Source organism: Nitrospiria bacterium, assembly GCA_035517655.1.
GTDB lineage: Bacteria > Nitrospirota > Nitrospiria > JACQBZ01 > JACQBZ01 > JACQBZ01.
The window spans coordinates 42,176-66,433 of record DATIYJ010000014.1 but is presented as its reverse complement, the minus strand read 5'-3'; the positions used below and the strand labels follow the sequence as shown (position 1 = coordinate 66,433).

Sequence of the window (24,258 nt, the reverse complement as noted above, 5' to 3'; positions counted from 1 at the left end):
GTGATTTCGGGTTTGCGACAAACCATGGCCGTTTGGATTTCCGCCCCGCCGGTGCTCACCAAACCGAATCGGCCGGCCTCCGCTTAGATGCCCTTGTGGATATCTTTGACCTTCAGATAAGGAACCGCTTTGGCATGAAAGAAAATCCCATATCGATACCCCTGCGCTCGCCTATTCTAAAGGTCCGGACGACGCAGTTCACCGCCGGCGCGTTCGCCGGAGGTCTGGTCGGCTGGCTTCATAACGGAACGGCGTACCCGACGGCCATGACCATCGCGGGTGTCAGCCCGGCCGGCGGGCTTCGCCTGCTGGTGTCTTCCTGGCTGTTGGCAAGTGTTTGCCGTCGATTGTTATTTCAACCTCAAAATCCTCCTTCGAAAACCCATTAAATTCAACACGAACCACCATTGAAAATATAATAATTTTCCACTCAAACATTTCTCTTGACTTGGGAAATAGCCTGTGATGTAATGCATTTATTTTGCACACAAAATAATTTCCCTCCTGATCCAATGCGTCATTGCCGGCACGGCGGGGTCTTCATGCAAACGTGCCTCGGGGCATGGATCCGTAAGGTTTATCCGGGAAAAGCGCCATGAAAAATATTCTGTCCCTTTGCATCGCTCTGACAGTGGCAGTGGGGACTGTCGGATCTCACGCCCTGGCTTATGAAGAAACACCTGTAAAAAACGGCGGGACCATCACGGGCCAGGCGATCCTCAAAGGTCCCGTTCCCTCCCCTCGCATTTTCCTGTTGTCCCTCTCCCCGTTCGGATCCTATTGTCAAAAGATTTCGGACGGCCACGGCCGGATCGTTCTGGAGGAATACGCCGTCGGACCGGATGGGGGAATGCGGGATGTCATCATCGCCGTTCAGGATGTCAAGGCCGGAAAACCTTTCCCGCCCATCACCGGTCGGTTTGAAGCGACCGATTGTATGTTCCACCCTGCGGACGTTCCCACCAACGAGCTCTACACCACGGATGAACACGGTCATACCCAACATATTCATCCCATGGTCGGCGTGATCGAGAATCATCGACCGATCTCGGTCGTCAACAAGGACCCTATCTTTCACAACGGGCAATTCTTTCAGAGGGAGCGGGGCAATATCCTGCTGAACTTTCCGCTCCCCGTCTCCGGTAAGCCCCGGGGAGGAGTTTTGAATTTCGGCCCCGGCATGAAGATCGGCCAGATGATCTGCGGGATGCATGAATTTATGCAGACCTGGGGTTTTGTCGTGGACAATCCATATTACGATAAAACGAGCACCGATGGAAGATTCAGCATTGATCAATTGCCTCCGGGAACCTACCGGGTCCTGGCCTGGCACCCGCATTTCAAGCCGATTGAAAAGATTGTGCAGGTGCCGGCCAACGCCGCGGTCACGGTCGATTTCGAGTTTGATGCCGCCCAAATCAAACGTCGGACCTTTGAAACCGATCAAGGGCTCCGTGTTCATTAAACAGCGCAATGCCGATTTACTCAGGGCCAATATGTCATTATGAAAGGAGCATGTATGCTAGGGGCATGGGTTAGGGTCGCGAAAGGGGTCTCTGCGCTTTTATTCGTTTTTCTCCTTCAACAAATCGCCATTGGGGCGGAAGACATGCCGAATACATCCGAGCCACCGCCGGATCAGAGCCAGACCAATCCGGCATGGATGCAACGGCTGAAGGCGCAGTTCATGGTCGAGGACGCCATCGAAGGGCGACCGGACAGCATGACGCAGATGGACACGCTCGAAAAGATGGACATGCAACAATCCGGGCACGACCCCCTTGGAAAAACCAAAGGGGCCTTTACGGCGATGGAAGGTCCAGGCCACCAACTCGACATGTTCACCGGCATGTTGAAACAGGGCGTGCTGCTGGGTCCGACCGGAAATAACGAGGAGACCGTTACGCCCGGCGGCCGCTGTCCCGAAACGGCTCCGGTGAAGACCTTCAACATCTCAGCGATCAATGTCGAAATCACGTTGAATCAATGGCTGGATTATTATCCCGGCTACATGTACGTCCTCGATGAAAACCTGCCCAAAGTTCGCGAGGAAGAGGCCCGGAACAAGGCCGCGCGAGAAAAGGAAAACGATCACGGGGCCGTGTCCAACGGGCTTCAGGGCGATGTGATCCAGCCTCTGACGATACGCGCCAATCAAGGCGACTGCGTCATCATCACTCTTAAAAATCAAACCACCGGCGGAGATCCCGTGGGACTGCACATACACGGCTCCAGCACGATCATCCAAAAAACCGGGAAACCGGCCATCGCGACCAATCCAGACACATCGGTTCCTCCGGGTAAGAGCCAGACTTATGAATGGTACATTCCTCCCGACTTCCAGGAAGGCGCCCTCACCTTTCACAGCCACGGAAACCGGGAACAGACCGGCCTCGGTATGGTCGGCGTTCTGGTTGTGGAGCTGGCCGGCTCGACTTATCTTGATCCGTTTACGGGTGAGCCGCTCAAGAGCGGGTGGGAAGCCATGATCGCGAACTCGAGGATTCACGATTTCCGGGAATACATGATTATGTACCATGAAGTCGGAGACGAGGCTTTCCGGCCGCTGAGCAAAAACGGCGAGATGATTCCGCAGCGCGACCCGATCACGGATGCCTATCGACCCGCCGCCCGCGCATTGAACTACCGCAGCGAGCCGTTCGGGACCAACAACCTGGCCAATCAGAAGGCGCGCTTCGGATTTGAAGATGAGGCCGAGGCCTATAGCGCCTACGTTTTCGGAGATCCCGCCACACCCATCCCGAGGGCTTATCTGGGCGATCCGACCAAATTCCGCCTGGTTCATGGCGGCTCGGACATTTTTCATTCCCACCATCCGCACGGCGGCACGATCCGATGGCCGCGGGATCCGAAGGCGGAACAGAGCGAATTTGATTACGGTCGAATGGGACCGATAAAATTTCCACGAATGCGCGGAAAGAGCGAGCTGGTGGATGTCCAGGTCATCGGACCTCAAACGGTCTTCAATCTGGAGCCCGAATGCGGCGCCGGGCTTTGCCAGCATCTCGCGGCCGATTTTCTGTACCACTGTCACGTCGCGCATCATTATGTCGCCGGGATGTGGGGATTCTGGCGGGTCTACAATACCCTGCAGACCGCAGGATACCAGCAGGACATCATGCCGCCGCTTCAGGAGCTGCCGGACCGAAAAGGAAAGGTGAAACCTGCGGTGGATTCCATCCAACTGATTGGAAAAACCGTCGATTGGTTCGGGAAGAAATACACGATTACGCAGGATCGGACGGACTGGTCCAGCGATCCGGTTGAGGTTTCCATCCGTGACTGGGTCACGGCGATGCTGCCCACCCAGGGTCAGCCCGGCCATGTCTCGGATGAACGGGGTCAGATTCTCGCCCATGATGCGACGGTCTTGGATTGGGCCTGGAGCGAGACGGCTAAAGGTCTCCTGGCGATGACCGAGCCTGAAACGACCCAAGTATGGCCGAAGTACCGCCCGCCAACTGAACACATGGGCATCAAGGTCGGCCCGGGCCAGCGGAGAAAGATCGCGTTTGATCCGGTCACCGGGAAGATCGCGTGGCCGGCTCTGCAGCCGCATTTTGGAAAACGGCCGCCGTTTGCCCGAAATCACGGACCGGCCCCGTGGCTGGAGCCCTTCCATGTCAAAAGCGGCGGGATGGTCGAAAAGGACGATGTGTTCAACCCCTACGCCGATCCCGGGGGCCCCAAGGGCGCGGGCGGCGTCGGCGGCATCGAGACGACCCGGCCTGCACGGCCGGGTGAGCAAGGTCCGTGGAGCCTCTGTCCGATTCAAAGCGATAATATGGCCCAACGAAAGCTTTATCGGATCAATGTCATCGGACAACTCCCGATCACACTGGCAAAGGGCGACGGAAAGAATCCTCCGGTCGTGGACAACGACGGCTTGCTCTACGTATTAAAAGAGGAGGAGGCGGCCATCCGGGCCGATGAGAAACTCCGGGTTCCGCTGGTGTATCGAGCCAACGTCTACGATTGCATCGATGTGATCCTGACGAACGGCGGCTGGAAAGACAACGAGGAAAACGGCTATGCCAGCAAGCTCAATATCCATCCGCATTTCTGGCAGTTTGACAACCAAGCATCGGACGGAGTTATTACCGGCTTCTCCTATGAACAGGCGGTTCGGCCGTACAAAGATGAGTTGATCGATGGGAAAAAGGGCCTTCCGCCGGCGATGAATGGAAACCTGGCGGATCGGGTCAAGCCAGGGGCGAGTTCCGTCGTTCTCACAAGCGAGAAGGCGGCGGCGCGCTATCATGTGGGAACCGATCTCGGTGTCGGAATGGATCAGGTGACGACGTTCGAAATTCGAAGGATCAAGTCGATTTCAGGGAAAAAGATCACCTTTACGGCTCCCCTATCCTACACTCATGCCAAGGGCGAAATCGTCAGCGTGGAATTCGTCCGCTATCGGTATTACCCCGATGCCGATTTTGGGACGACCTACTGGCACGACCACGCCTTCGGGGCCATCACGTGGCAACATGGAGGATTCGGGAGCACGATTATCGAGCCTCCGGGATCGACCTATCACGACCCGGTCACTGGAAAACTCAAGCGAAGCGGTTATGTGGTGGACATTCACACCAACGAACCTCACTCAACCGACGCCATCGGCAGCTTCCGCGAGATGGTCCTACACATCCAGGACACCGTGTTTTCCACGGCCAACACCGTCAGCACCGGGAGTCCCCCGGAACTCTTGAAACAGGCGGCCGCCGCCGCGAACACCCTGCTCTATCCGATAGAAAAACAGAAAAACATCAAACTCACCCCGAATATCTATATCAACGGCGGTTCGCACACCACGGGCAGCGCCTTGAACATGCGGGTGGCGCCCATCAGCCGACGATTAGCGGTCAATCCGGACCCGTCCCTGCTTTTTTCCAGTCGCGTGCATGGAGACCCGGATACCCCGCTACTGCGGGCCTATTTGGGCGATCCGATCATGATCCGGGCCTTGGTCACGGCGACCAATGAAACCCATACGCTTCACGTCACGGGTCATTGGTTCCGTTTCCAGCGGTATAATTCCGATTCCCAACCGCGAAGCGCAATCCATATCGGGATTGCGGAACGGCACGACCTTTCCATTCCGGAAGCCGGCGGCCCGCAACATTTGCCCGGAGACTACCTCTATTACAACGGTCGGATTTCCCACCTGACAGAGGGAAGTTGGGGAATTATTCGGGTCCTGGACAAGGAGAGGAAAGACCTTCAGCTGCTGCCCGGGCACGAAGATATTCCCCCGGCCGCCAAATCGGTCTGTCCGGATAAGGCCCCGGTGAAGAAATTCGAGGTGCTTGCTATCGACAAAGGACTTGTCTATAACCCGCGAGCGCAGGACCCGATCGAGGTTGACTTCGACCGCAAAGAACAAGTCTCCAATCCGAATGGTAAAATCTTCGTCCTTGCCAATGAAAAAACCAAGGTCGCCGCGGCCGGATTCCAACCCATGCCGCTCACGCTGCACGTCAACATCGGTGACTGTGTGCAGGTGACGTTGAAGAACGAACTCAAGCGGGGCAAGGTCTCGTTTCATGCCGATAACCTGGCTTACGACCCTCTCGACTCTCAGGGAATCAACATCGGTTTCAATCCGGGCGACCAGACCGTGGCTCCGGGAGCTTCCAAAGTTTACACGTTCTACGCCCCTCCCGAACTGGGGGAAAATGCGGCCTTGGTCCAGGACTGGGCGGACGGCACGATGGCCCAGCAACGCGACGGGCTTTTCGGCGCGATCGTTATCGGCCCGAAAGGATCCGTCTACCGCGATCCGGAAACCGGAACGGATATCTCCATGGAAAACAGCTGGAGGGCCGATGTGATCGTGGACAGGTCCATCCCGGAAAATCGCAATCGACCGAACTACCGCGACTTCGCCCTGTTCTTCCAGGACGAGGACAACATCCTGGGAACAAGCTTTATGCCTTATCTTGAAAAGGCCGCCGGCCTTGTGGGGATCAATTATAGAGCGGAGCCCTACGAGTTGCGTTTGGACAACGGTTGTGACCAGACCAATTTATTCACCTGTGTTTCCGACGGAAAAACGGGAGATCCTGTGACGCCCATTCTTGAGGCCCATGCGGGTGATCCAATCGCCATCCACGTTTTCGGAGCGTTTAACGAGCAGAACGGCGTCTTCGGAGTGGAGGGCCATCAATGGCCGGAGGAACCGTTCATGCCCAACGCCTCGATGGTCAGCAACAACGAGTTCGGCGGCGGGGAACTTCTCAACGCCTATTTCAACGCCGGAGGACCTTACCGTCTTCCCGGGGATTACCTCTATATGAATCACCGGATGGCTTACATGGAAGGTGGGGAATGGGGTTTCCTTCGGGTCTTGCAGTCCGGGGACCCGCGGATCCTTCCGTTGAACGGAGGGGTTAAACCCGGCCCTCCAACGGCCGAACTTAAACTAAATTAACGGCTTGAAAGACAACAGGGTGGGCGCTGCATTTCTCGCGCTCACCCTGTTTTATTATCCGCACCAATCATCCGCCGGTGAAAAACTCAACATGGCTTTCAGGAGCTTTCCGCCAGGCCCGTTCTCTACATCCGTTCTCCGCGCCGGATGGTCCAAAAATCATCCGAAAGATCCCGATCCGCCACGTATTCGTACGGCAAGGTAAAATACCCCTTCATTCCCCAGTCGGCGCCCCAGGAATTGCGAATGAGAAGCCTCCTTTTGGTATCGTCGTATCCCACCGCAAGCACCGCATGTCCGCCGATCGCACGTTCCCCGGATATCGGCATGTTCACGAGGCCGGTGTGCGCCACGGCGGTGGATTCGAAGCTTTCATAAACCGTAAAACCGAATACAAACGGAAATCCTTCGGCCAGGCAAGCCCGCATATCGTTCACGGTGAGGAGACGATGGTAAGAGGTAATTTGATGATCCACCGCTTCTTTATAGCAGACGGGGCTCGGCTTCACGGCGAATTTTGAAATAATGTACGGCCATTTCTTCTCCGAACAGACCCCTTGTCTCTTAAGGGTTTTGATCCCGTCCCGGATCATCGCCCCGGAGTCCGATTTCGTCGAATGCTCGATCCGGCGCTCGTTGTAGTAAATAAAAAGCCGACTCAGGTTCACAAAGAAGACCTTGTCTTTTTTCTCCAAGAACTCCAGCGCACCGGCCAGGGCGTTGCCGGTGCAACTGCCTAATGCGCCCTGATTTTCGACAGGCGAACAGGCATGCCGTAAATCGACGACCGGAGGGAGGACCGCCGGTGCCACACGAATCGCATTGAAGAGATAGTCGCGGTGGTCCGGCAGATCGGGCATCCAGCCGTAGCCGAGATCTTGTGTTTTGACTTTGGTTGTTGGAAGCGCTTTCCTTTCTTTGGCCATGGAAACCCTCCTTTAAGTCGTGAAGACAAACCGGATAGAACAATACCTGTTGATGGTATGAAGCGGAAACATGAAATCATATGCGCAGCAGAAATCGTATCCGCCTTTTATCATCGCGGATGAACGGCTCAATCGGAAGGGAGAATCAAAAAGGGTGTTCCACGCGAGTATTTTAGAACAGCGGCAAGAAAGGTGACGGGCCATGAGGCTCTCCTCTCCGTTCGGCGGATGGGATCGTGTTTGTTCTGGAAGGCAGGACGACCCGCGCCGGGGGAACGATTTACGAAGAATTATACCGATTTTATTTGAACCGGTCAATATGCTTCATTAACGTCGACCGGGCTCGGACAAAAGTGCCCGGAACTATTTTAATGAAAAGGAGTTCAAGGAATGGAAGGGCGGATGGATCGCGTCAACCGAAGGTGCTTCTTGCCGGGCCGACTTTCAGGCGGGCATCGACCGCGGGCTGCCGGCGGTTCCGTCTTTAAGCCGTTTTAAATGAAAATCAAACCGGATCAAGCCGTTCTTGCCAGGACGGGTCCGGCATGGTGGCAAAGGCTTCCCGCAGACCTTCGCCCCAGAGCCGTTTGATCTCGTTGAAGTACGGATCCTGTTGATCGATGCAGCGTCGGAAATCCACCCGAAGCCGATCGCGCTCGTAGCAGAGCAAATCGATCGGGAGGCCGACCGAAATGTTGCTCCGAATGGTGGAATCAAACGACAGCAGCGCACATTTGGCCCCCTCCGTCAGAGTACTCTGACGGGTGATGAGCCGATCGATGATCGGCTTACCGTACTTGATCTCGCCGATCTGGAAGTAACAGGTTTCCGGCGTGGATTCGATGAAGTTTCCGGCCGAATAAATATGGAACAGGCGCGGCGCTTCGGCCCGGATCTGGCCGCCCAGGATGATCGCGGCATTGAAATCCTCGCCGTGCTGTTTCAGATGGCTTCCGTCCACGTCGTACACTTTCCGCAGGGCCCCGCCGATGATTCGAGCTACGTGGAACAGGGAGGTCGCGGTCCAAATCGTCTCCTGGCCGTTGGAGACATGGGCGTCTTCGCTCAAGATGTTGATCACGCCTTGGGTCACGGACAGATTGCCGGCGGTCAGCATCACGAGCACACGGTCCCCCGGTTTTTCGTAGACCGTCATTTTCCGAAAGGTGGCGACGTGGTCCACACCACCGTTGGTACGCGAGTCCGAAGCGAAAACCAGACCCGACTCAAGCCACATCCCGATACAATAGGTCATGCGATTTCCTTTCTATTTTTATAGGGGCGGAGCCTTTCCTTCTCGCCCACCGGAGGAATCGTCGCCCATTTACTGCTGCGCCGTCGCCACATGAACACGGACTTCCATCCGTTCGTCCCCGCCGCCGAACCGGACTCCTCTCACGGGACACGCGTCCAGATAGTCCCGTCCGATCGCGAGACGAAGATGCATTTCGCCTGCCGGTCGTCCGTTCGAAACATCGAAACTGAGCCAGCCCATGCCATCGACCCACGCTTCGGCCCAGGCATGCATCGCCACTTCCGGGTGATGATCGGGATCGGAGTAGACATACCCGCTTACGTACCGCGCCGGAACCCCGAGAGCCCTGCAACAGGCGATAAAAAGATGGCTATGGTCCTGACAGACTCCGCTTCCCTGCGATAAAACATCGGCCGCGGTCGTCTGAACATGCGTGGTTCCTTTCACGTAGCGGACGCGGCTTCGGATCCGTTCCATCAGGGTCTGGAGAGCGGCGAAGGGATTCGAACCGATTTCGTTCCGGTGTTGATCGGCAAAATTTCTCAGCGGCTCGTCAACCGCCGTCAACGGTGTTTCCGTCAGAAATATTTCCGGCGGAAAGCGCTGATCCACGGCCGAAGGAAAGGTGACGTTTCCGGACGTCTCGACCAGACCTTCAACGCCGATTTTGATCTCGTCATGCCGTCCCTCCATGATGAGCAGCCGGGTCACGTTTCCATACGCGTCAAAATATTCCGGCGCGTCGGCGGGCAGACTGAGCCTCCATTCCTGAACCCGCTGCCGCCGGTCCGAATGCGGAATCAAACGGAGAAGCTGAATGCTGCGTGTGAGCGGAGCGCTGTAACGATAAATGGTCTGGTGACGGATCATCAGACGCACGGCGTCCCCTGAAACCACCGGTCGATTTCGCCCGCCAGCCCATGGAGCTTCCGGGCGACCTCGGCCAGATGGACGCTCAGCTCCTGCCCGAAGAGGTCGGTGTCCCGGGTTTCATGAAACAGGATGTGCAGATCCGTCGCGACGTCCGCCGCTTTCCCGCCCGTCCCGTTTGAATACCCGCAGAGGAAGGTGTTGATCCGCTCCAGGCAGGCATGCAGGGAACACTGGGTCTCTTCATTTAAGACCAGCAGTTCGATCACCTGCCGCGGCGTGACCCCGTTGCGATACAATTTCCGGTAGGCGTCCACGGCCCCGGCCCACCGGAGAAGAGCCATCGATGAATAATAGGCCGCGTCCCCCTTGGCGCTTTTGAACAGAAACGGATATCGCGCGTGCAGGATCCGGGTGAGGTAATCGGCGCGCTCCAGAAAAATCCCCAAGCCGATCCATTGGAACACTTCGTCGCGATCGAGCTTGGTCTGGATCACGCTCCGGAATAGCTGGGTCCCTTCATTCACGCGAGCCAGAAGGGGCAGGGTCCCGTTCGATATCAGACGCGACGGATCGATCTCGCTCAGGTCGAGCCAGAGGGCGTTCAGGCTTTCCCATGCCTCGAGGGAGATCGTTCCGCATGTGGCGCGGCCGTTTTCCCGGGCCGATCGGAGGGACGACAGAATGCTGGATGGATTTTCAAGATCGAGGATCACGAACCGTAATAGTTCGAGCGTGGAGGCGGAACCGCAGGGTTCCGGAAACCGGTCGCGCTGGCCCAGCATTTCCAGCAGGCTTTCCCATTCCTCAAGGGCATATCCCTTGGGAAGGAGAGCGGCGTGGTAAGCCCCCTCCACGGCCCGCGCGGTATCTTCCGCCCTCTCGATATAGCGTCCCATCCAGTAAAGGTGATCGGCTATCCGGAGGAGCATGGCTCAGTCCTCCAGCACCCAGGTGTCTTTCGTGCCCCCGCCCTGGGAAGAATTCACAACAAGGGAGCCCTCTCGCAAGGCGACGCGGGTGAGACCCCCGGGCACCATCTGAATTGTGCGGCCGCTCAGGATGAATGGGCGGAGATCGATATGGCGCGGGGCGATTCCGGATTCCACGAAGGTGGGACAGGTTGAAAGCGCCAGGGTCGGCTGGGCGATGTAGTTCTCGGGATTTCGAAGGATCCGTTGGCGAAAAACCTCTCTCTCCTTGACCGAGCTGGCCGGTCCGACCAGCATACCGTATCCTCCCGAACCGTGAACTTCCTTCACGACCAGTGCATCCAGATGGGCCAGCACGTAGGCGCGCTCCTCCGGATCGCGCAGCTGATACGTCGGCACGTTTTTCAAAATGGGCTCCTCTCCCAGATAAAAACGAATCATCTCCGGGACGAAAATGTAAACCGCTTTATCGTCGGCCACGCCGGTTCCAACGGCGTTGACCAGGGTCACGCCACCGGAACGATAGACCGAGAGAAGCCCCGGCACACCCAAAATTGAATCGGGTCGGAAAACAAGGGGATCCAGAAAATCGTCATCGACCCTCCGGTAGAGGACATGAACCCGAGCCGGCCCTTCCGTCGTCCGCATATAGACCGCGTTTCCCTTGACGAAGAGATCCTGCGCCTCGACCACTTCGATTCCCATTTGCTGCGCCAAAAACGTGTGCTCAAAATAGGCGCTGTTGAAGGGACCCGGCGTGAGGAGCGCCGCACGAGGATCCCGAACCCCTTCCGGCGCGACCGAGCGGAGAGTCTCGAGCAGGAGGTTGGGGTAATGTTCCACCGGCGCGATCGGCTGGCGCGCGAAGAGATCCGGCAAGAGCCGCATCATGATGCGACGGTTGGCCAGCATATACGAGACGCCGGAAGGGGTCCGGAGATTGTCTTCCAGGACATAAAACTCGTTCTCACCCGTGTGAACCAAGTCGACGCCAGCGATATGAATGTAGAGGTCGCGCGGCACGTCGATGCCGTACATTTCAACCCGGTATTGCGGGTTGCGGAACACCATCTCGGGCGGGATCCGCCCCGATTTGATGATCTCCTGCTGATGGTACACGTCGTGTAGAAAGGCGTTGAGGGCGCAAACCCTCTGACGGAGGCCGGCCGCGAGAATCTTCCACTGTTTCGCCGGAATGATCCGCGGAATGATGTCGAACGGGATGAGCCGTTCGGCGCCGGCGGATTCGCCATATACCGAGAAAGTAATTCCTTGACGGTGAAAAAAACGATCCGCTTCCCGCCGTTTCTGCGTCCGCTGCGATGCGGAGAGCGCCCGGAGGCTCTCATCCAAAAGACGATAATGATCTCGAACCGAACCGTCCGGCGCATGCATCTCGTCGAAAGGACGCGACGGCGAGGTGGATTTCCTCGAACGAGGTTCCGCCTTCATTTTTCCCACGAGCACGGTCGTTTGCTCCGGGTTCATCGCATCCTCCCTGGCTCCAAATTATGCCGCGCAGCTGACCACTACTATTAAGAGCAAAAGTCATGCCCTGATTTGCCTCGAATAGAATCGCGAAAACGGCTCCTGAGCGACAAAACTGTCGCGGGCAAGACAAATTTGAATGGAGAGGGACAGGTATTGTATTGGTTAATGCAAGGGAGGAATATGCCGGTTTAGACCGAACGGGCAGGAAATCGGTCGGGAGGGATTACGGCTTGACGGCCGCGGCGGGGGCGGTTTCTTCCCGACGGACGTAATCGGGAAGGATGATCGGCGCCACCCGGGTCGGTTTGATGTTATTCTTCTCCAGTTCCTTGCGGAACCGCGTCACATGGGACAGCGTCAGCGTTCCGGCCGGCATCTTATTGGCGCGCTTTACGGCCGCCAGACCCGCCCGCTTTCCAAAGACGATCAGGTCGAGCAGTGAATTTCCCATCAAACGGTTTCGTCCGTGCAGCCCGCCGGAGGCCTCCCCGGCGACGAACAGGCCCGGAACCTGGGACTGCCCGTCCACGTCGATCGCAACGCCGCCGTTCTGATAATGCAGCGTGGGATAGACCAGGACCGGTTCTTTCCGGATATCGATTCCGTAGCGCTGGAACTGTCGCACCATCGCCGGGAAGCGTTTGGAAATGCTTCCCTCGCCCATGAGCATATCGATCATCGGCACGTCCAGCCAGACACCGACGCGTCCGGCCGGGGTCTTCACCCCCCGGCCCTCGGCGCATTCCCGAATGATCGCGGCGGCGACGACATCACGGGTGTCCAGTTCGTTGATAAACCGCCGGCCGTCCCGGTTGACGAGATGCCCGCCATCGGAGCGGATCCCTTCCGTCACCAGCGCCCCGGCCAACTGCTCCGGATAGACCGAACCGGTGGGATGGTACTGAAAGGTATCCATATGGCTGAGCCGTGCGCCGAGCCGGTAGGCCAGAACGAGCGCGTCGCCCGTCGCGCCGAAATGGTTGCTCGTCGGAAAACCCTCGATATGGAGACGTCCGCTTCCGCCGGTCGCCAGAATGACCGATCGGGCCGCGACCACGATGAGCTGTCCATTGTCCATATTCTTGAGCACCGCGCCGGTGCAATTTCCATCGGCATCCGAGAGCAATTCGACGACGGGCGAAAACTCCAAAACCGGGATCTGCCGATTCAAAACCTCGTCCTTCAGCACGCGCATGATCTCGAGACCGGTATAATCACTGCAGGTCAAAAGACGGGGTTTGGTGCTGCCGCCGCCCTTCTTCGTTCTGAGATTTCCGTTTTCGTCCCGGTCGAACAGCACCCCAAGCTGGATCAGCCATTGGGCGGCCATCGGGCCTTCTTCCACCAAAACCTTGAGCAGGTTGGGATCGTTTTTATGATGCCCGCCGCGAAGGGTATCGAAGAAATGCGTGACGGGCGAGTCGTCGTCCGTGATTGCAACCTGCATCCCTCCTTGAGCCATGACCGTGTTGGAGTCGCCCAGTCGCAATTTGGTCACGAGCATCACCTCCGAGCCCTGCGCCTTGGCGGTCAGGGCCGCGGTCGCCCCGGCCCCGCCTCCGCCAACGACGAGAACATCGACCCGATACCGGGGCGTCAGCTCCAGATCGTCCGGAAGGAGGCTGTCCGATTCCAGAAGCTCGGCCACCTCCCGTACGGTCCGCTCGCCCGCGTTGGGGCCGATTCGGATGCGGTGATACTCTTCCTTTTTATAATCCGGGTGGAAGGCATGGACCAGCCGGTCCTTTTCTTCCGGTGTTTGGCTCGTGATCGTCTGCTTCCGGCGCTCATCGCGTCCCTGGAACACTCGATCCTTCGATTCGGCGATCATCTCGGTCATGCGCTGGCTTTCTCTTACTTTGAGGGTTGAGCGGCGGCTTTGAGGTCTTCTTCGTTCATCGAAAGGATCCGTTTCCACTCCGGGGCATACTTCCCGGTCTGAATTTCGGTAACCCGTTTGGAGAGGTTTTCCGGCGGCTTGGTCAGCAGGGCGCCCTGCACCCGGCTGGCATAAAGAGCGACATGATTGGGCGCGATATCGGCAATGCAAACCGGAATGCATTGTCCGCACATCACGCAGTCCATGAACATTTCCGAGACCTTCTCGAAATCGCCGAAGACCGATTTCCAGACGCCGTCCCGGACGTCGATGCCCTGCGGGCAGGCCTCGGTGCAGGCGTTGCAGTTCCGGCAGAGCGTCGCCTCGGGATAAATTTTGAAAAGGTCCTGTTTGGGATCCTTGAGTTGATCGAGATCGTAAAGCGCCTTGCGGCCGGGATAATAGGAAAAATTCAGATAGAAGGACATCCCGTCCTCGACCACCGTCTGGCAGGCCAGGCCGTTGCGGAGGCGGACATCATCCCGCGTCCGGTACGTCACGGCGCAGGCGCCGCAAAAACCGCCGAGGCACCCCGCGCCGCGGACGACCTCGTGGCCGGTGTACCACATCGCCCGCAGCATGGTCAGCCCCTCCGGCACGGAGTAGGGCCGTCCCATGATTTCCACCGTGATCGTCCGCCCGTGGGCGCCGATCGTGCTTTCATTCACGCGTTCAGCCATGATTCCTTCCGATCCGCAAGCGGCCACAATTCCCGGTCGTGAGGCGGCGCGTCCTTAACTTAATGCATTCAATGCCGATCCGGCCTTGAACCAGTTGATCTGTTGCTCCGTCAGACTGTGGTTGGCCTTAATCTTTACATCTTTTCCGTCCGCATTGTGAATGATCACGTCCACCGGTTTTGCCGGCGCGAGACCGGTCAATCCAATGACGCTGACCCGATCGTTCTGCATGAATTTATCGTAATCCTTCGGATCGGCAAAAGTAAGCGGCAGGATGCCCTGTTTCTTCAAGTTGGTCTCGTGAATTCGGGCGAAGCTCTTGACCAGCACGGCCAGCACGCCCAGAAACCTTGGAGACATCGCGGCATGCTCGCGGCTGGAACCCTCGCCGTAGTTTTCATCTCCGACCACGATCGAGCCTATCCCCTTCGCCTTGTACCGCCGGGCGATCGCGGCGATGGTGAGATTGGATTCCCCCGTCAGAACGTCCGCACCCCTGCCGGGCTCGGTGCCGAAGGCGTTGTTCGCGCCCAGGAACATGTTGTCGCTGATCTTGTCCAGGTGGCCGCGGTACTTGAGCCACGGCCCGGCGGGCGAAATATGATCCGTCGTGCATTTTCCCTTGGCCTTGATCAGGATCGGAAGCTTTGCGAAATCCTTCCCGTCCCAACGGGGAAAAGGCTTGAGCAGTTGGAGCCGCTCGCTCGTGGGAGGAACCTCGATCTGAAGCTTGTCGCCGTTTTCGGCCGGGGCTTCGTAGCCCTCCTCGCCCTTCGCGAATCCCTTGGCCGGCAACTCCTCACCGCGAGGCGGCTCGAATTTGATCTTCGTCCCGTCCTTCGCCGTCAGCGTGCCGCTGACCGGATTGAAGTCGAGCGTTCCCGCAAAGGCCAGCGCCGTCACGATTTCGGGACTGGAAAGGAAGGAGAGCGTCTCGGCGTTTCCGTCGTTGCGCCCGGGGAAATTGCGGTTGTACGAACTGATGATCGAATTCGACTCCTTGGGCTGTATATCGGAACGCTTCCACTGTCCGATGCAGGGCCCGCAGGCGTTGGCCAGCACCGTCGCACCCATCTCTTCAAAAGTTTTCATAAAGCCGTCTCGGATCATCGTATGGTAAATCCGCTCCGATCCGGGGGTGACAAGGAAACTTGTCTTGGCCTTCAGTCCGGCCTTGAGTCCCTGCTGCGCGATATGCGCCGAACGGCTGATGTCCTCGTACGAGGAGTTCGTGCAGCTCCCGATCAACGCGGCCTTCAATTGGACCGGATAGCCTTTCTCTTTGGCCTCGGTCATCAGCTTGGAGATCGGCCGGGCCAGATCCGGGGTGTGTGGACCGACGACATGTGGCTCCAGTTCGGACAGGTTGATCTCGACAATCTGGTCGTAATATTTTTCGGGGGATTTGAAGACTTCAGGATCGGCCGTGAGACTATCGCGGTGGGCTTGTGCCAGCTTGGCCCATTCGGCCCGTTCGGTCAGATTCAGATAAGCCGCCATCTTGTCGTCGAACGGGAAGATCGAGGTGGTCGCGCCGAGCTCGGCGCCCATGTTCGTGATCGTCCCCTTCCCGGTGCAGGAGATCGTTTCTGCGCCCGGCCCGAAATATTCCAGGATCTTGTTCGTACCGCCCTTCACCGTCAAGAGGCCGCAGAGATACAGGATGACGTCCTTCGGGGAACTCCAGCCCTGCAACCGTCCCGTCAATCGGACACCGATCAACTTCGGATGCAATACCTCCCACGGCAACCCCGCCATCACCTCGCCGGCGTCCGCCCCGCCGACGCCGATCGCCAGCATGCCGAGGCCGCCGCCGTTCGGGGTGTGGGAGTCCGTTCCGATCAGAAGCGCGCCCGGAAAGGCATAATTCTCAAGAACGACCTGATGAATAATTCCGGCCCCGGGTTTCCAGAACCCGATTCCGAATTTTCGCGAGGCCGAGCGAAGGAAATTGTAGACCTCTTTATTCTCGTCAATCGCCCGCTGAACGTCCTCCTTCGCACCGCTCTGGGCCCGGATGAGATGATCGCAATGAACCGTGCTGGAAACAGCCACCTTTTTCTTTCCGGCTTGAATGAACTGGAGCAGCGCCATCTGGGCCGTCGCATCCTGCATGGCGACGCGGTCCGGTCTTAACAAAAGCTGGGCCTTGCCCCGTTCCCAGGCCTGCGTCTCAAGATTATCGGCATGCGCGACCAAAATTTTCTCGGTCAGCGTCAATGGACGGCCGAATTTCTTCCGGGCCTTCGTCAGCTTATCCGGCATGGAGGCATAAAGTTTTTTGATGACTTCAAGCGACATGAAAAGATCCTCCCTCGTCGTTATGTGGAAGCTTCATTTTACGGTCCGCCGCGGCGCTAGTCAAGCCGTTTGAGAAACGGCTCCGTCGATGGAATCAGACTTCCAGAGACGCTATTTGAGCGGCGGGACTTCCTTCTTTTTCGGGGCTGCGTAGTTTACCAGATAATCAAACAACCGGATCAGGCGGCTGCCCTGCTGTTTCTGATCGATCCAGTGTCCGATAAGGCCAATCGTTCGCGCCAAAATAAAAAAACCGTTTAGGCTTTCGACCGGGAAACCGAGGTCGACCAAAACGGCCGCGATCGTCCCATCGACGTTCAGGATCAGGGTGTCCTTCTTGGCCGTGGTGACCTTTTCGACCTCCAGAGCAAAATCCAGATGCGGCGTGAAGAGATTCTGACTCTTCACGTAATTCACGAGCTCTTTGACCCTTTTATCAGGATTCTTTACACTTTTTACACGGTGACCTATCCCGGGAACGGGGCCCACGTTGGATTTCATATAGTTTAAAAAATCGTCGACCGAAAGCTTGTTTTCGACGGCGTACTTGAACCATTTGCCCGCATCCGTAACGGCGCCGCCGAATCGCGGCCCGATCATGATCAGGCCGGCCGCCACCGCCTGGGACATTGAAATCCCGGCGCAGGCCGCGATGATCGTCGTGAGCGCTCCGGAAACAGCCGGTCCATGGTCGGCCGACAGCATGACGATCCGCTTGACGATCTCGGCCTCCTGCGGGCTGATCAGTTTTTTATTCCAGAGCAGGCCGATGACGTGGGGAATCTGGTAGCCCTTGTTGATCAGCTCGGAGGCGGCGTACCCGTAATAGAGCGGCTCCTCGCCGCGATCATCCGAGATCGTGGTTTTGACGAGCGGTTCCACAAAAACCTCGCCGCTCTTGCGGGATTCCTCGATCGTCTTGGGAAGCTTGGGCAGGGCCTCCGGCTCCGCGGCGGGAGCTTCTTTGACAACGCCTTTTGCGATGAGTTCCTGATAGACTTCCTTGATCGCGGGACCGAGCCCTCCGAAAGTGGCCGGCACGATCGCCCCGGCCTCCCGCAGTCGGTCGGCTTTGTTCCGCGCGCCGCCCTCGCCCTTCATCCCTTCCTTGGCGCCGGCATGGCCGAACTTCATTCCCTTCGGCAGCACTTCCTGACAGAAGCCCGAGATGACCGCCATCAGCTTGATCCTGCGCTTCTTCGCCCCATACCAGTCGGCCGCGCGCTCTTCCAGGTCTCCCCCCATCTCGCCCACGATCACAACGGCATGGGTTTTCGGGTCCTTCTCGAACATCTCGAGGTAAGTCACGTAATCCGACCCCGGATAGGCGTCCCCGCCGATTCCGATCGCGGTCGTGATCCCATCGGCGAACTGGCTGCAGATCCAGATGATCTCGTTGGACAGGCCTCCGGATTTTGTGATCACCCCGAAGGAGCCGGGCCGGTAAAGCTTGCTCAGCACCAAATTGTCGAACGCGCCGCCGATCACGCCGAGGCGGCATTCGCCGGCCGAGATGATCCCGATGGCGGACGGTCCGTTGAAAACCTTTCCTTTTTCCCGGGCCGCGCGCGAAAGAAGCTTGGTGTCCTTCTCGGGAACCCCTTCCGTGATCATTGAAACCAGACGGATCGAATCGATGTTCAGCGCCTCACGGGCCGCGCCGAAAGCCCGGTCGGGACCGACATAAACCAAGCTGGTGTTAATGTCCGGATGATCGGCAACCGCATCGGCCACGGTCTTGTAAACAGGGATCGAGACGATCTCGCTTCCGAAAGGGACTTCGTTGATCTTTCCGGCATCCGGAGGAAAAACGAAGGCCTGGACCGTCAGCGGGGCCTTGGCCAGATGACAGAACTCGGCCATCCGGCGGGCCGCATTCACACCGGCCGGTCCGCCTTGGATCACCACGCGCGTCGTGCGATCGGCTATGATGCTCATTGTCGCGCCTCCCCGGCCTTCGCGCTTCGCACGGCCGTCGATCCGGCTTTTTTATGGGGGGAGGAGCCGGACGTCGTCGCTTCTTTCTTCAACGACATGTCCACGATGTCCGTCAGGGGCGTATTGCGATCAAAGACATGGATCAAAAATCCCTCGACCTCCAGTGCCTTCATGGCCGCCAATCCCTCTTTTTCAAAGGGACCTCCACGGCGAACCCAGATCTCGACGCCGTCAAGCTTTCCATCGGCCTTCGCTTTTCGGAATCCGGCGATGATGCCGGCAAAAGTCTTTTTGACGTTGGTGAAATTGGCGATCGCGCCGCCCACGATGATCCGCTTGATGTTGGGTAGAGCGCAGACCTTCTCGGTCAGAACCTCGACGGCCCAATCGGGAGGATCGCCGGAGTACTCGGAATAATTCGCCGGTTTTCCACCCAGGGCCACGACCGCGTCGGTGTAGAAGACGCTGGCGCCGCCTCCGGCCGGAAGCAGGGCCGTATCACCGCCTGGGATCTCGATGAATTTGACCGAGCCCTTGATCTTGGAATCCACTTCCATCACCGCCCGCTCATTCTCGGAATAAGGCCGGCCGAACTCGGCCGCGAACGCAAAGTCCCAGTCCGGATGACGGAACCGGGCATCCGCGTCCAACAAGGTCACCGCATCGAGCGCCACGAGCTCTTGGTCGTTCGAACGCAGTACGAGCGGATTGATCTCAAGGTACTGAGCGTCCTCATGGTCATAGCATTGGTATAGCTTGGCGGAAAACTCCGCAATCTTCGGGGCCAGATCTTTGCCGAACCCGGCCCGCTTGGCCAAATCCGCCAGCGCTTCTTTGGAGGGATTCTCCCCGATCGGGATGGGGAGTTTCTGGATCCGTTCCCAATTTGACTCGATCTCGATTCCGCCCACGTTGGCCAGGAGCAGTTCCGCCCCTTCCCGCGTCGACTTGACCGAGATATAATATTCGTCCTTGTGAGGAATCATTTCCGAGACGATGACCTGAGAAACGGTCATCCCCCCGCCGAGGCCCTTCCCCAGCATTTCCTTGGCCGCCTGCTTCGCTCCCGACCAATCCAGGTCCACCTTCACCAGGCCCTGCTTCATCCGGGATCCGATCGCCTCATGGGCCTTCACAACCAAACGGGACTCTGTAAGCCATGTTCCGTTGGAAGCCGCCTGGTCGAGTTGGTTCGTGGAGGTGACAACCACATAGCCCGGAACGGTCATCCCCCACTTCTTCAACAAACCCATTCCCGGGCCTTCAAGCACCTTTGCCATCTATTGTCTCCTCACGCTTTAAGCTTTTCATGAGTTTTGATCGATCGGTTCGGAAGCTCGGTATCTTTGAAAAAAGTGATTTATTATAACCAGTTTTGTTTATTTCCTCAACAGAAAAAAAGACCTAGAGGTTAGGACGGGGATAGGTCTTTAGACCCATTGAACAGGAAGGATTTTTCATTGGATGATGAGACAAAATCCGACAGTTGTTTCGCCAAGCGGGCCAACGTTTCATCCAAGGACTCCCGGACCAGTGCTGCGGGAAGTTCCCAAGTCTTCAGCATCCGATCGATGCCGTCCTCCGCCTGCCCCTTCCATATGACTTTTCCGCTTTGGGTCTCGATGAGTTCAACATCCTCGAACCGGACCAGGGCCGTCGCTTTAAAGAGCCGCGGATACCCCATTCCTCCGCTCCAAATGGGGAAGGGCCGTTCGTCACGCGGCGGAATTACCAACGCGAATAAACGGGTCAAGCGGCTTGTCAGAACGGCATCGAGTCCCTCCTCGGACCATTTCCGCAACGCCTCGGATCCTGCCCCGCGGTCATGAACGCTCACGACCTCTCCAAAAATTTGCAGATCCCTGAGGTTTTTCGCCCATTGGTTGGGCACCTCATCAAGCATTTGAACTCCGCCGGCCGGATCGTTGTACAACGCATAGTTCTGATCGCCCTTGAGTTTTCGATCACGGCCGTCCTTTTCCTCCGGCGGCCGGGCATCTTCGGGCCGCGGCACCCCGACGCGCCAGTGTCGCATCTCGGGCCGATCGGATAAAGACGTTTGGGCGTCGGAAAATGCTTGGGCCGCCAGTTGCATGGCCAACTGATTGATCGCCCCGCGAAGCGCCTCGGCGGCGTAATCCCTTGCCAGGCGCGGTTGCTTTTCCTGTCGCCGCAACAACTTATCCGACGTTCCTTCCCAGAGAAGTTGTCCGGATCGCGTGCCGAGCAGCCTCAGGTTTACGAACTGGACATGCCCCTCGATCCGACCGTTCGAATCGGTCTGGCCATAGAAATGAACCAACTCACCGAACAGAACGGCGTCGATCCCCTGCGAACCGAGGTCACGAATGCGATCGGATGAGGACGGGTTAATCGGTCCGGACGCCTCTTGGATTTGGCTAAAGACGTGCGAGACCCGAAGATGTTCAAGCATCCGTTCCGTCACGATTTCGGTGAGATTGGAAGGCAGGTTCCGTTGGGCGGCCCAGGCTTTCTCTTCCGCGGAACGCCGGTCTTCCAGCACCGCGACGGCGACATTCAAGAAGTGCGTGTGGGACGCGATGAAGATTTCGCCGTCTTGCAGCGAATAAGACGCGGGCTGAACCGACGCGCAGCCTCCCACGACGAAGGCGGACCAAACGGCGGCCAGCATCCCGCCCAGCATCAAACGGCGACGAATTGAACCCTCCCCCGACCGGTCAATGCTACTTGAGCGACGCGATGAACTCATCGATCGGGATCGCCGGCATGGTCAGGAATTGGACCGAGCCTCGTGAGCCTAACTCCACCGAAATCTTGGCAATGGCCTTGTTGTCCTTGGCTTCGATGATGTTGACAAAGTCATACGGGCCCAGAAGGGCGTACTGGGCGATCACTTTGGCCCCCATCGACTCAATTTCTTTGTTCACCTGGTTGATGCGGCTGGGTTTGGCCTTGATGGTCTTCCGGCCCTGATCGGTCAACGTGCTGAGCAAGACATAGGTCGGCATCGTGAATCCTCCTGATGGTTTAACGCCGGTGGAAGGAATGAACGGACGGGTTTAGATTACTCCGTTCGGGAAAGTTTTTCAAGATGGGAGGATCGCAAGAATCTTTGGAGGCTTGCGAGAACTCCCCCCGGAGGTTGACACCCCCGGGGGAGTTTGAAAATATTTAGCGGAGGTGCGATGATGATGCCGTGCGTTGGTCCTTTATGCGATCGCATCCACGATCGCATTGAAGGTTGAGCTCGGACGCATGGCCTTGGTCGTTTTATTTCTATCGGGATGGTAATAGCCGCCGAGATCAACCGGTTTTCCCTGTGCGCCAAGAAGTTCGGCATTGATCTTGGCCTCGTTCTGGGCAAGCTGTTGGGCGACTCTGGCAAAACGCGCTTGAAGGTTCTTGTCTTCCGTCTGCTCGGCCAAGGCCTGCGCCCAGTACAACGCGAGATAAAAATGGCTTCCTCGATTATCGATCTCCCCGACCTTGCGGGCCGGCGACTTGTTGCTCTCCAGGAACTTGGCGGTCGCCCGATCCAGCGTATCCGCCAAAATTTTTGCGGTCGGATTGTTGGACGCTTTGCTCAGATGATCCAACGAAGCGGCCAGCGCCAAGAATTCGCCGAGAGAATCCCACCGTAAATACCCTTCTTCCTGAAGCTGTTGGACGTGTTTGGGCGCGGAACCGCCTGCTCCGGTCTCAAACAGACCGCCGCCGTTCATCAAGGGGACGATCGAGAGCATTTTTGCGCTGGTCCCAATTTCAAGAATCGGGAAAAGGTCCGTGAGGTAGTCGCGCAGAACGTTGCCTGTCACGGAGATCGTATCCATCCCCTCCTTCATCCGTTGCAGCGAGAACCGCGTGGCTTCGGCCGGAGACATGATGCGGATGTCCAGACCTTGGGTATCGTAATTCGGCAGATAGCGATTGACCTTTTTGATCAGCTCCGCATCGTGGGCTCTGTTTTTATCCAGCCAGAACACTGCGGGGGCTCCGGTGGCTTTTGCACGAGTAACGGCCAGCTTGACCCAATCCTGGATCGCCGCATCCTTCACCTGGCACATCCGCCAGATATCCCCCTCTTCCACCGCGTGTTCCAGCAAGGTCTGTCCTGATGCGGTCACCACGCGAATCGTTCCGCTTCCCGGAACTTTAAAGGTCTTGTCGTGCGATCCGTATTCCTCCGCCGCCTGCGCCATGAGACCCACATTGGGGACACTCCCCATGGTTTTCGGATCGAAGGCGCCGTTCTTTTTGCAGAATTCGATGACTTCCTGATAGACGGGGGCGTAACTGCTGTCGGGGATGACCGCCTTTGTGTCTTGAAGCTTGCCGTCGGGCCCCCACATTTTTCCCGAGTCGCGAATCACAGGCGGCATGGAGGCATCGATAATCACGTCACTCGGGACATGCAGATTCGTGATCCCTTTATCGGAGTTCACCATCGCCAGTTCGGGCCGGGTCTTGTAACAGGCCTGGATGTCCGCCTCAATCGCGGCGCGTTGATCCTCCGGCAAGGACTTGATTTTTGCATACAGGTCGCCCAAGCCGTTGTCGGGATCAACGCCCAGTTTTGCAAACGTGGCTTTGTGTTTTTCAAACACGTCTTTAAAATAGACGGACACGGCATGACCAAAAATCTTGGGGTCCGATACCTTCATCATCGTGGCTTTAAGATGGATCGAAAACAACAGGCCGCGCTTTTTTGCGTCCTGGATCTGCGCTTCTAGGAATTCACGCAGGGCGCGGCGGCTCATGAACGTGCCGTCGATGACCTCGCCGACCTTCAGGGATATCTTGGGCTTCAGAACCGTGGTCTTTCCGGATGGATCCACAAACTCAATTCGCGCGTCCGTCGCCTCAGTGATCGTGACCGCTTTCTCATTCGAACGGAAGTCTCCTTGCGTCATATGCGCGACATGGGTCCTGGAGTCGGGCGTCCACGCGCCCATTTTATGCGGATGTTTTTTAGCGTATTGTTTGACCGAGAGCGGCGCCCGGCGATCCGAGTTGCCTTCCCGCAGCACGGGGTTGACGGCGCTGCCCTTGATTTTGTCATAACGCGCCTTGATCTCCTTTTCCTTGTCGTTTTTCGGATCCTCCGGATAGTCGGGGATCTTGTAGCCCTGGGCCTGCAACTCCTTTATGGCCGCCTTCATCTGGGGGAGTGACGCGCTGATATTGGGCAGTTTGATGATATTGGCCTCCGGGGTCTTGGCGAGCTCTCCCAATTCGGCCAGATCATCCGAGTGTTTCTGACTCTCCGTGAGATATTCAGGGAAGTTGGCGATAATTCTGCCGGCGAGCGAAATGTCCCGTTCTTCAACCGCTACACCGGCCGCTTTTGTAAAAGCGCCGACGATCGGGAGAAACGAGTAGGTCGCCAGCATCGGTGCTTCATCCGTGTACGTATAAAGTATCTTCGATTTTGGGGTGGACATGCCTTCTCCTCGCTTGTTTTACGATCCTGTTTGTAAATGCAACATTGCCGGGGAGTTTATGAGTATATTTAGTCCATCGCGTTCTTGTCAACCAATTTTTAACGTTTTCAGT

The 24,258-nt window shown here is 57.4% G+C and carries 16 protein-coding genes; 3 read left to right on the top strand and 13 right to left on the bottom strand.

The genetic code is table 11. From position 1 onward, the window contains the following. Positions 1-134 precede the first annotated feature (134 nt). From VLY20_03190 to VLY20_03180, 3 genes are all read left to right on the top strand, one after another. Positions 135-389, top strand: coding sequence for a hypothetical protein (locus VLY20_03190; protein HUK55644.1), 255 nt, complete (start codon positions 135-137; stop codon positions 387-389). Positions 390-595: 206 nt separating this feature from the next. Continuing rightward, positions 596-1,465: a carboxypeptidase-like regulatory domain-containing protein gene (locus VLY20_03185; protein HUK55643.1), complete on the top strand. Its 870-nt coding sequence runs from the start codon at positions 596-598 to the stop codon at positions 1,463-1,465. A gap of 144 nt (positions 1,466-1,609) precedes the next feature. Continuing rightward, positions 1,610-6,451 carry a multicopper oxidase domain-containing protein gene (locus VLY20_03180; protein HUK55642.1) on the top strand — a complete coding sequence of 1,614 codons (4,842 nt, stop codon included), beginning with the start codon at positions 1,610-1,612 and terminating at the stop codon, positions 6,449-6,451. Positions 6,452-6,576: 125 nt separating this feature from the next. Here VLY20_03180 and VLY20_03175 read toward each other — a convergent pair whose 3' ends face one another. From VLY20_03175 to VLY20_03115, 13 genes are all read right to left on the bottom strand, one after another. Then, positions 6,577-7,377 (bottom strand): C1 family peptidase, encoded by an 801-nt coding sequence (locus VLY20_03175; protein HUK55641.1) that lies wholly within the window; start codon positions 7,375-7,377, stop codon positions 6,577-6,579. Between the two features lie 505 nt (positions 7,378-7,882). Then, positions 7,883-8,632, bottom strand: a complete 750-nt coding sequence (locus VLY20_03170; protein HUK55640.1) for a proteasome-type protease — start codon at positions 8,630-8,632, stop codon at positions 7,883-7,885. 69 nt (positions 8,633-8,701) lie between these two features. Beyond that, positions 8,702-9,502 (bottom strand): transglutaminase family protein, encoded by an 801-nt coding sequence (locus tag VLY20_03165; protein ID HUK55639.1) that lies wholly within the window; start codon positions 9,500-9,502, stop codon positions 8,702-8,704. Then, complete coding sequence (locus VLY20_03160; protein ID HUK55638.1) at positions 9,502-10,434, bottom strand: alpha-E domain-containing protein; 933 nt, start codon at positions 10,432-10,434, stop codon at positions 9,502-9,504. Before VLY20_03160 ends, VLY20_03165 begins: the two co-directional genes overlap by 1 nt. A 3-nt stretch (positions 10,435-10,437) precedes the next feature. Next, positions 10,438-11,886, bottom strand: coding sequence for a circularly permuted type 2 ATP-grasp protein (locus VLY20_03155; protein HUK55637.1), 1,449 nt, complete (start codon positions 11,884-11,886; stop codon positions 10,438-10,440). Between the two features lie 262 nt (positions 11,887-12,148). After that, complete coding sequence (locus VLY20_03150; GenBank protein HUK55636.1) at positions 12,149-13,765, bottom strand: FAD-binding protein; 1,617 nt, start codon at positions 13,763-13,765, stop codon at positions 12,149-12,151. 14 nt (positions 13,766-13,779) lie between these two features. Further along, complete coding sequence (locus tag VLY20_03145) at positions 13,780-14,484, bottom strand: 4Fe-4S dicluster domain-containing protein (protein ID HUK55635.1); 705 nt, start codon at positions 14,482-14,484, stop codon at positions 13,780-13,782. A 54-nt stretch (positions 14,485-14,538) separates the two neighbouring features. Then, positions 14,539-16,785 carry an aconitate hydratase gene (locus VLY20_03140; GenBank protein HUK55634.1) on the bottom strand — a complete coding sequence of 749 codons (2,247 nt, stop codon included), beginning with the start codon at positions 16,783-16,785 and terminating at the stop codon, positions 14,539-14,541. Positions 16,786-16,896: 111 nt separating this feature from the next. After that, a complete protein-coding gene (locus tag VLY20_03135) occupies positions 16,897-18,723 on the bottom strand; it encodes a citrate/2-methylcitrate synthase (protein HUK55633.1) in 1,827 nt (608 codons plus the stop codon). After that, positions 18,720-20,003 (bottom strand): ATP citrate lyase citrate-binding domain-containing protein, encoded by a 1,284-nt coding sequence (locus VLY20_03130; GenBank protein ID HUK55632.1) that lies wholly within the window; start codon positions 20,001-20,003, stop codon positions 18,720-18,722. The genes VLY20_03135 and VLY20_03130 overlap by 4 nt, the downstream gene beginning before the upstream one ends. Positions 20,004-20,134: 131 nt before the next feature. After that, the gene (locus tag VLY20_03125) at positions 20,135-21,376 is read right to left on the bottom strand and encodes a hypothetical protein (protein ID HUK55631.1); all 1,242 of its coding nucleotides are present in this window, start codon (positions 21,374-21,376) and stop codon (positions 20,135-20,137) included. 52 nt (positions 21,377-21,428) lie between these two features. Then, positions 21,429-21,713 carry a GYD domain-containing protein gene (locus tag VLY20_03120; protein HUK55630.1) on the bottom strand — a complete coding sequence of 95 codons (285 nt, stop codon included), beginning with the start codon at positions 21,711-21,713 and terminating at the stop codon, positions 21,429-21,431. A gap of 201 nt (positions 21,714-21,914) precedes the next feature. Next, positions 21,915-24,146: an NADP-dependent isocitrate dehydrogenase gene (locus VLY20_03115; GenBank protein HUK55629.1), complete on the bottom strand. Its 2,232-nt coding sequence runs from the start codon at positions 24,144-24,146 to the stop codon at positions 21,915-21,917. Positions 24,147-24,258 lie beyond the last annotated feature (112 nt).

Coding starts and splice junctions, on each gene's coding strand:
- VLY20_03185 (HUK55643.1), top strand. CDS start 596: ATGAAAAATATTCTGTCCCTTTGCATCGCTCTGACAGTGGCAGTGGGG.
- VLY20_03145 (HUK55635.1), bottom strand. CDS start 14,484: ATGGCTGAACGCGTGAATGAAAGCACGATCGGCGCCCACGGGCGGACG.
- VLY20_03115 (HUK55629.1), bottom strand. CDS start 24,146: ATGTCCACCCCAAAATCGAAGATACTTTATACGTACACGGATGAAGCA.
- VLY20_03120 (HUK55630.1), bottom strand. CDS start 21,713: ATGCCGACCTATGTCTTGCTCAGCACGTTGACCGATCAGGGCCGGAAG.
- VLY20_03130 (HUK55632.1), bottom strand. CDS start 20,003: ATGGCAAAGGTGCTTGAAGGCCCGGGAATGGGTTTGTTGAAGAAGTGG.
- VLY20_03175 (HUK55641.1), bottom strand. CDS start 7,377: ATGGCCAAAGAAAGGAAAGCGCTTCCAACAACCAAAGTCAAAACACAA.
- VLY20_03140 (HUK55634.1), bottom strand. CDS start 16,785: ATGTCGCTTGAAGTCATCAAAAAACTTTATGCCTCCATGCCGGATAAG.
- VLY20_03155 (HUK55637.1), bottom strand. CDS start 11,886: ATGAAGGCGGAACCTCGTTCGAGGAAATCCACCTCGCCGTCGCGTCCT.
- VLY20_03190 (HUK55644.1), top strand. CDS start 135: ATGAAAGAAAATCCCATATCGATACCCCTGCGCTCGCCTATTCTAAAG.
- VLY20_03125 (HUK55631.1), bottom strand. CDS start 21,376: ATGCTGGCCGCCGTTTGGTCCGCCTTCGTCGTGGGAGGCTGCGCGTCG.
- VLY20_03150 (HUK55636.1), bottom strand. CDS start 13,765: ATGACCGAGATGATCGCCGAATCGAAGGATCGAGTGTTCCAGGGACGC.
- VLY20_03165 (HUK55639.1), bottom strand. CDS start 9,502: ATGATCCGTCACCAGACCATTTATCGTTACAGCGCTCCGCTCACACGC.
- VLY20_03160 (HUK55638.1), bottom strand. CDS start 10,434: ATGCTCCTCCGGATAGCCGATCACCTTTACTGGATGGGACGCTATATC.
- VLY20_03180 (HUK55642.1), top strand. CDS start 1,610: ATGCCGAATACATCCGAGCCACCGCCGGATCAGAGCCAGACCAATCCG.
- VLY20_03135 (HUK55633.1), bottom strand. CDS start 18,723: ATGAGCATCATAGCCGATCGCACGACGCGCGTGGTGATCCAAGGCGGA.
- VLY20_03170 (HUK55640.1), bottom strand. CDS start 8,632: ATGACCTATTGTATCGGGATGTGGCTTGAGTCGGGTCTGGTTTTCGCT.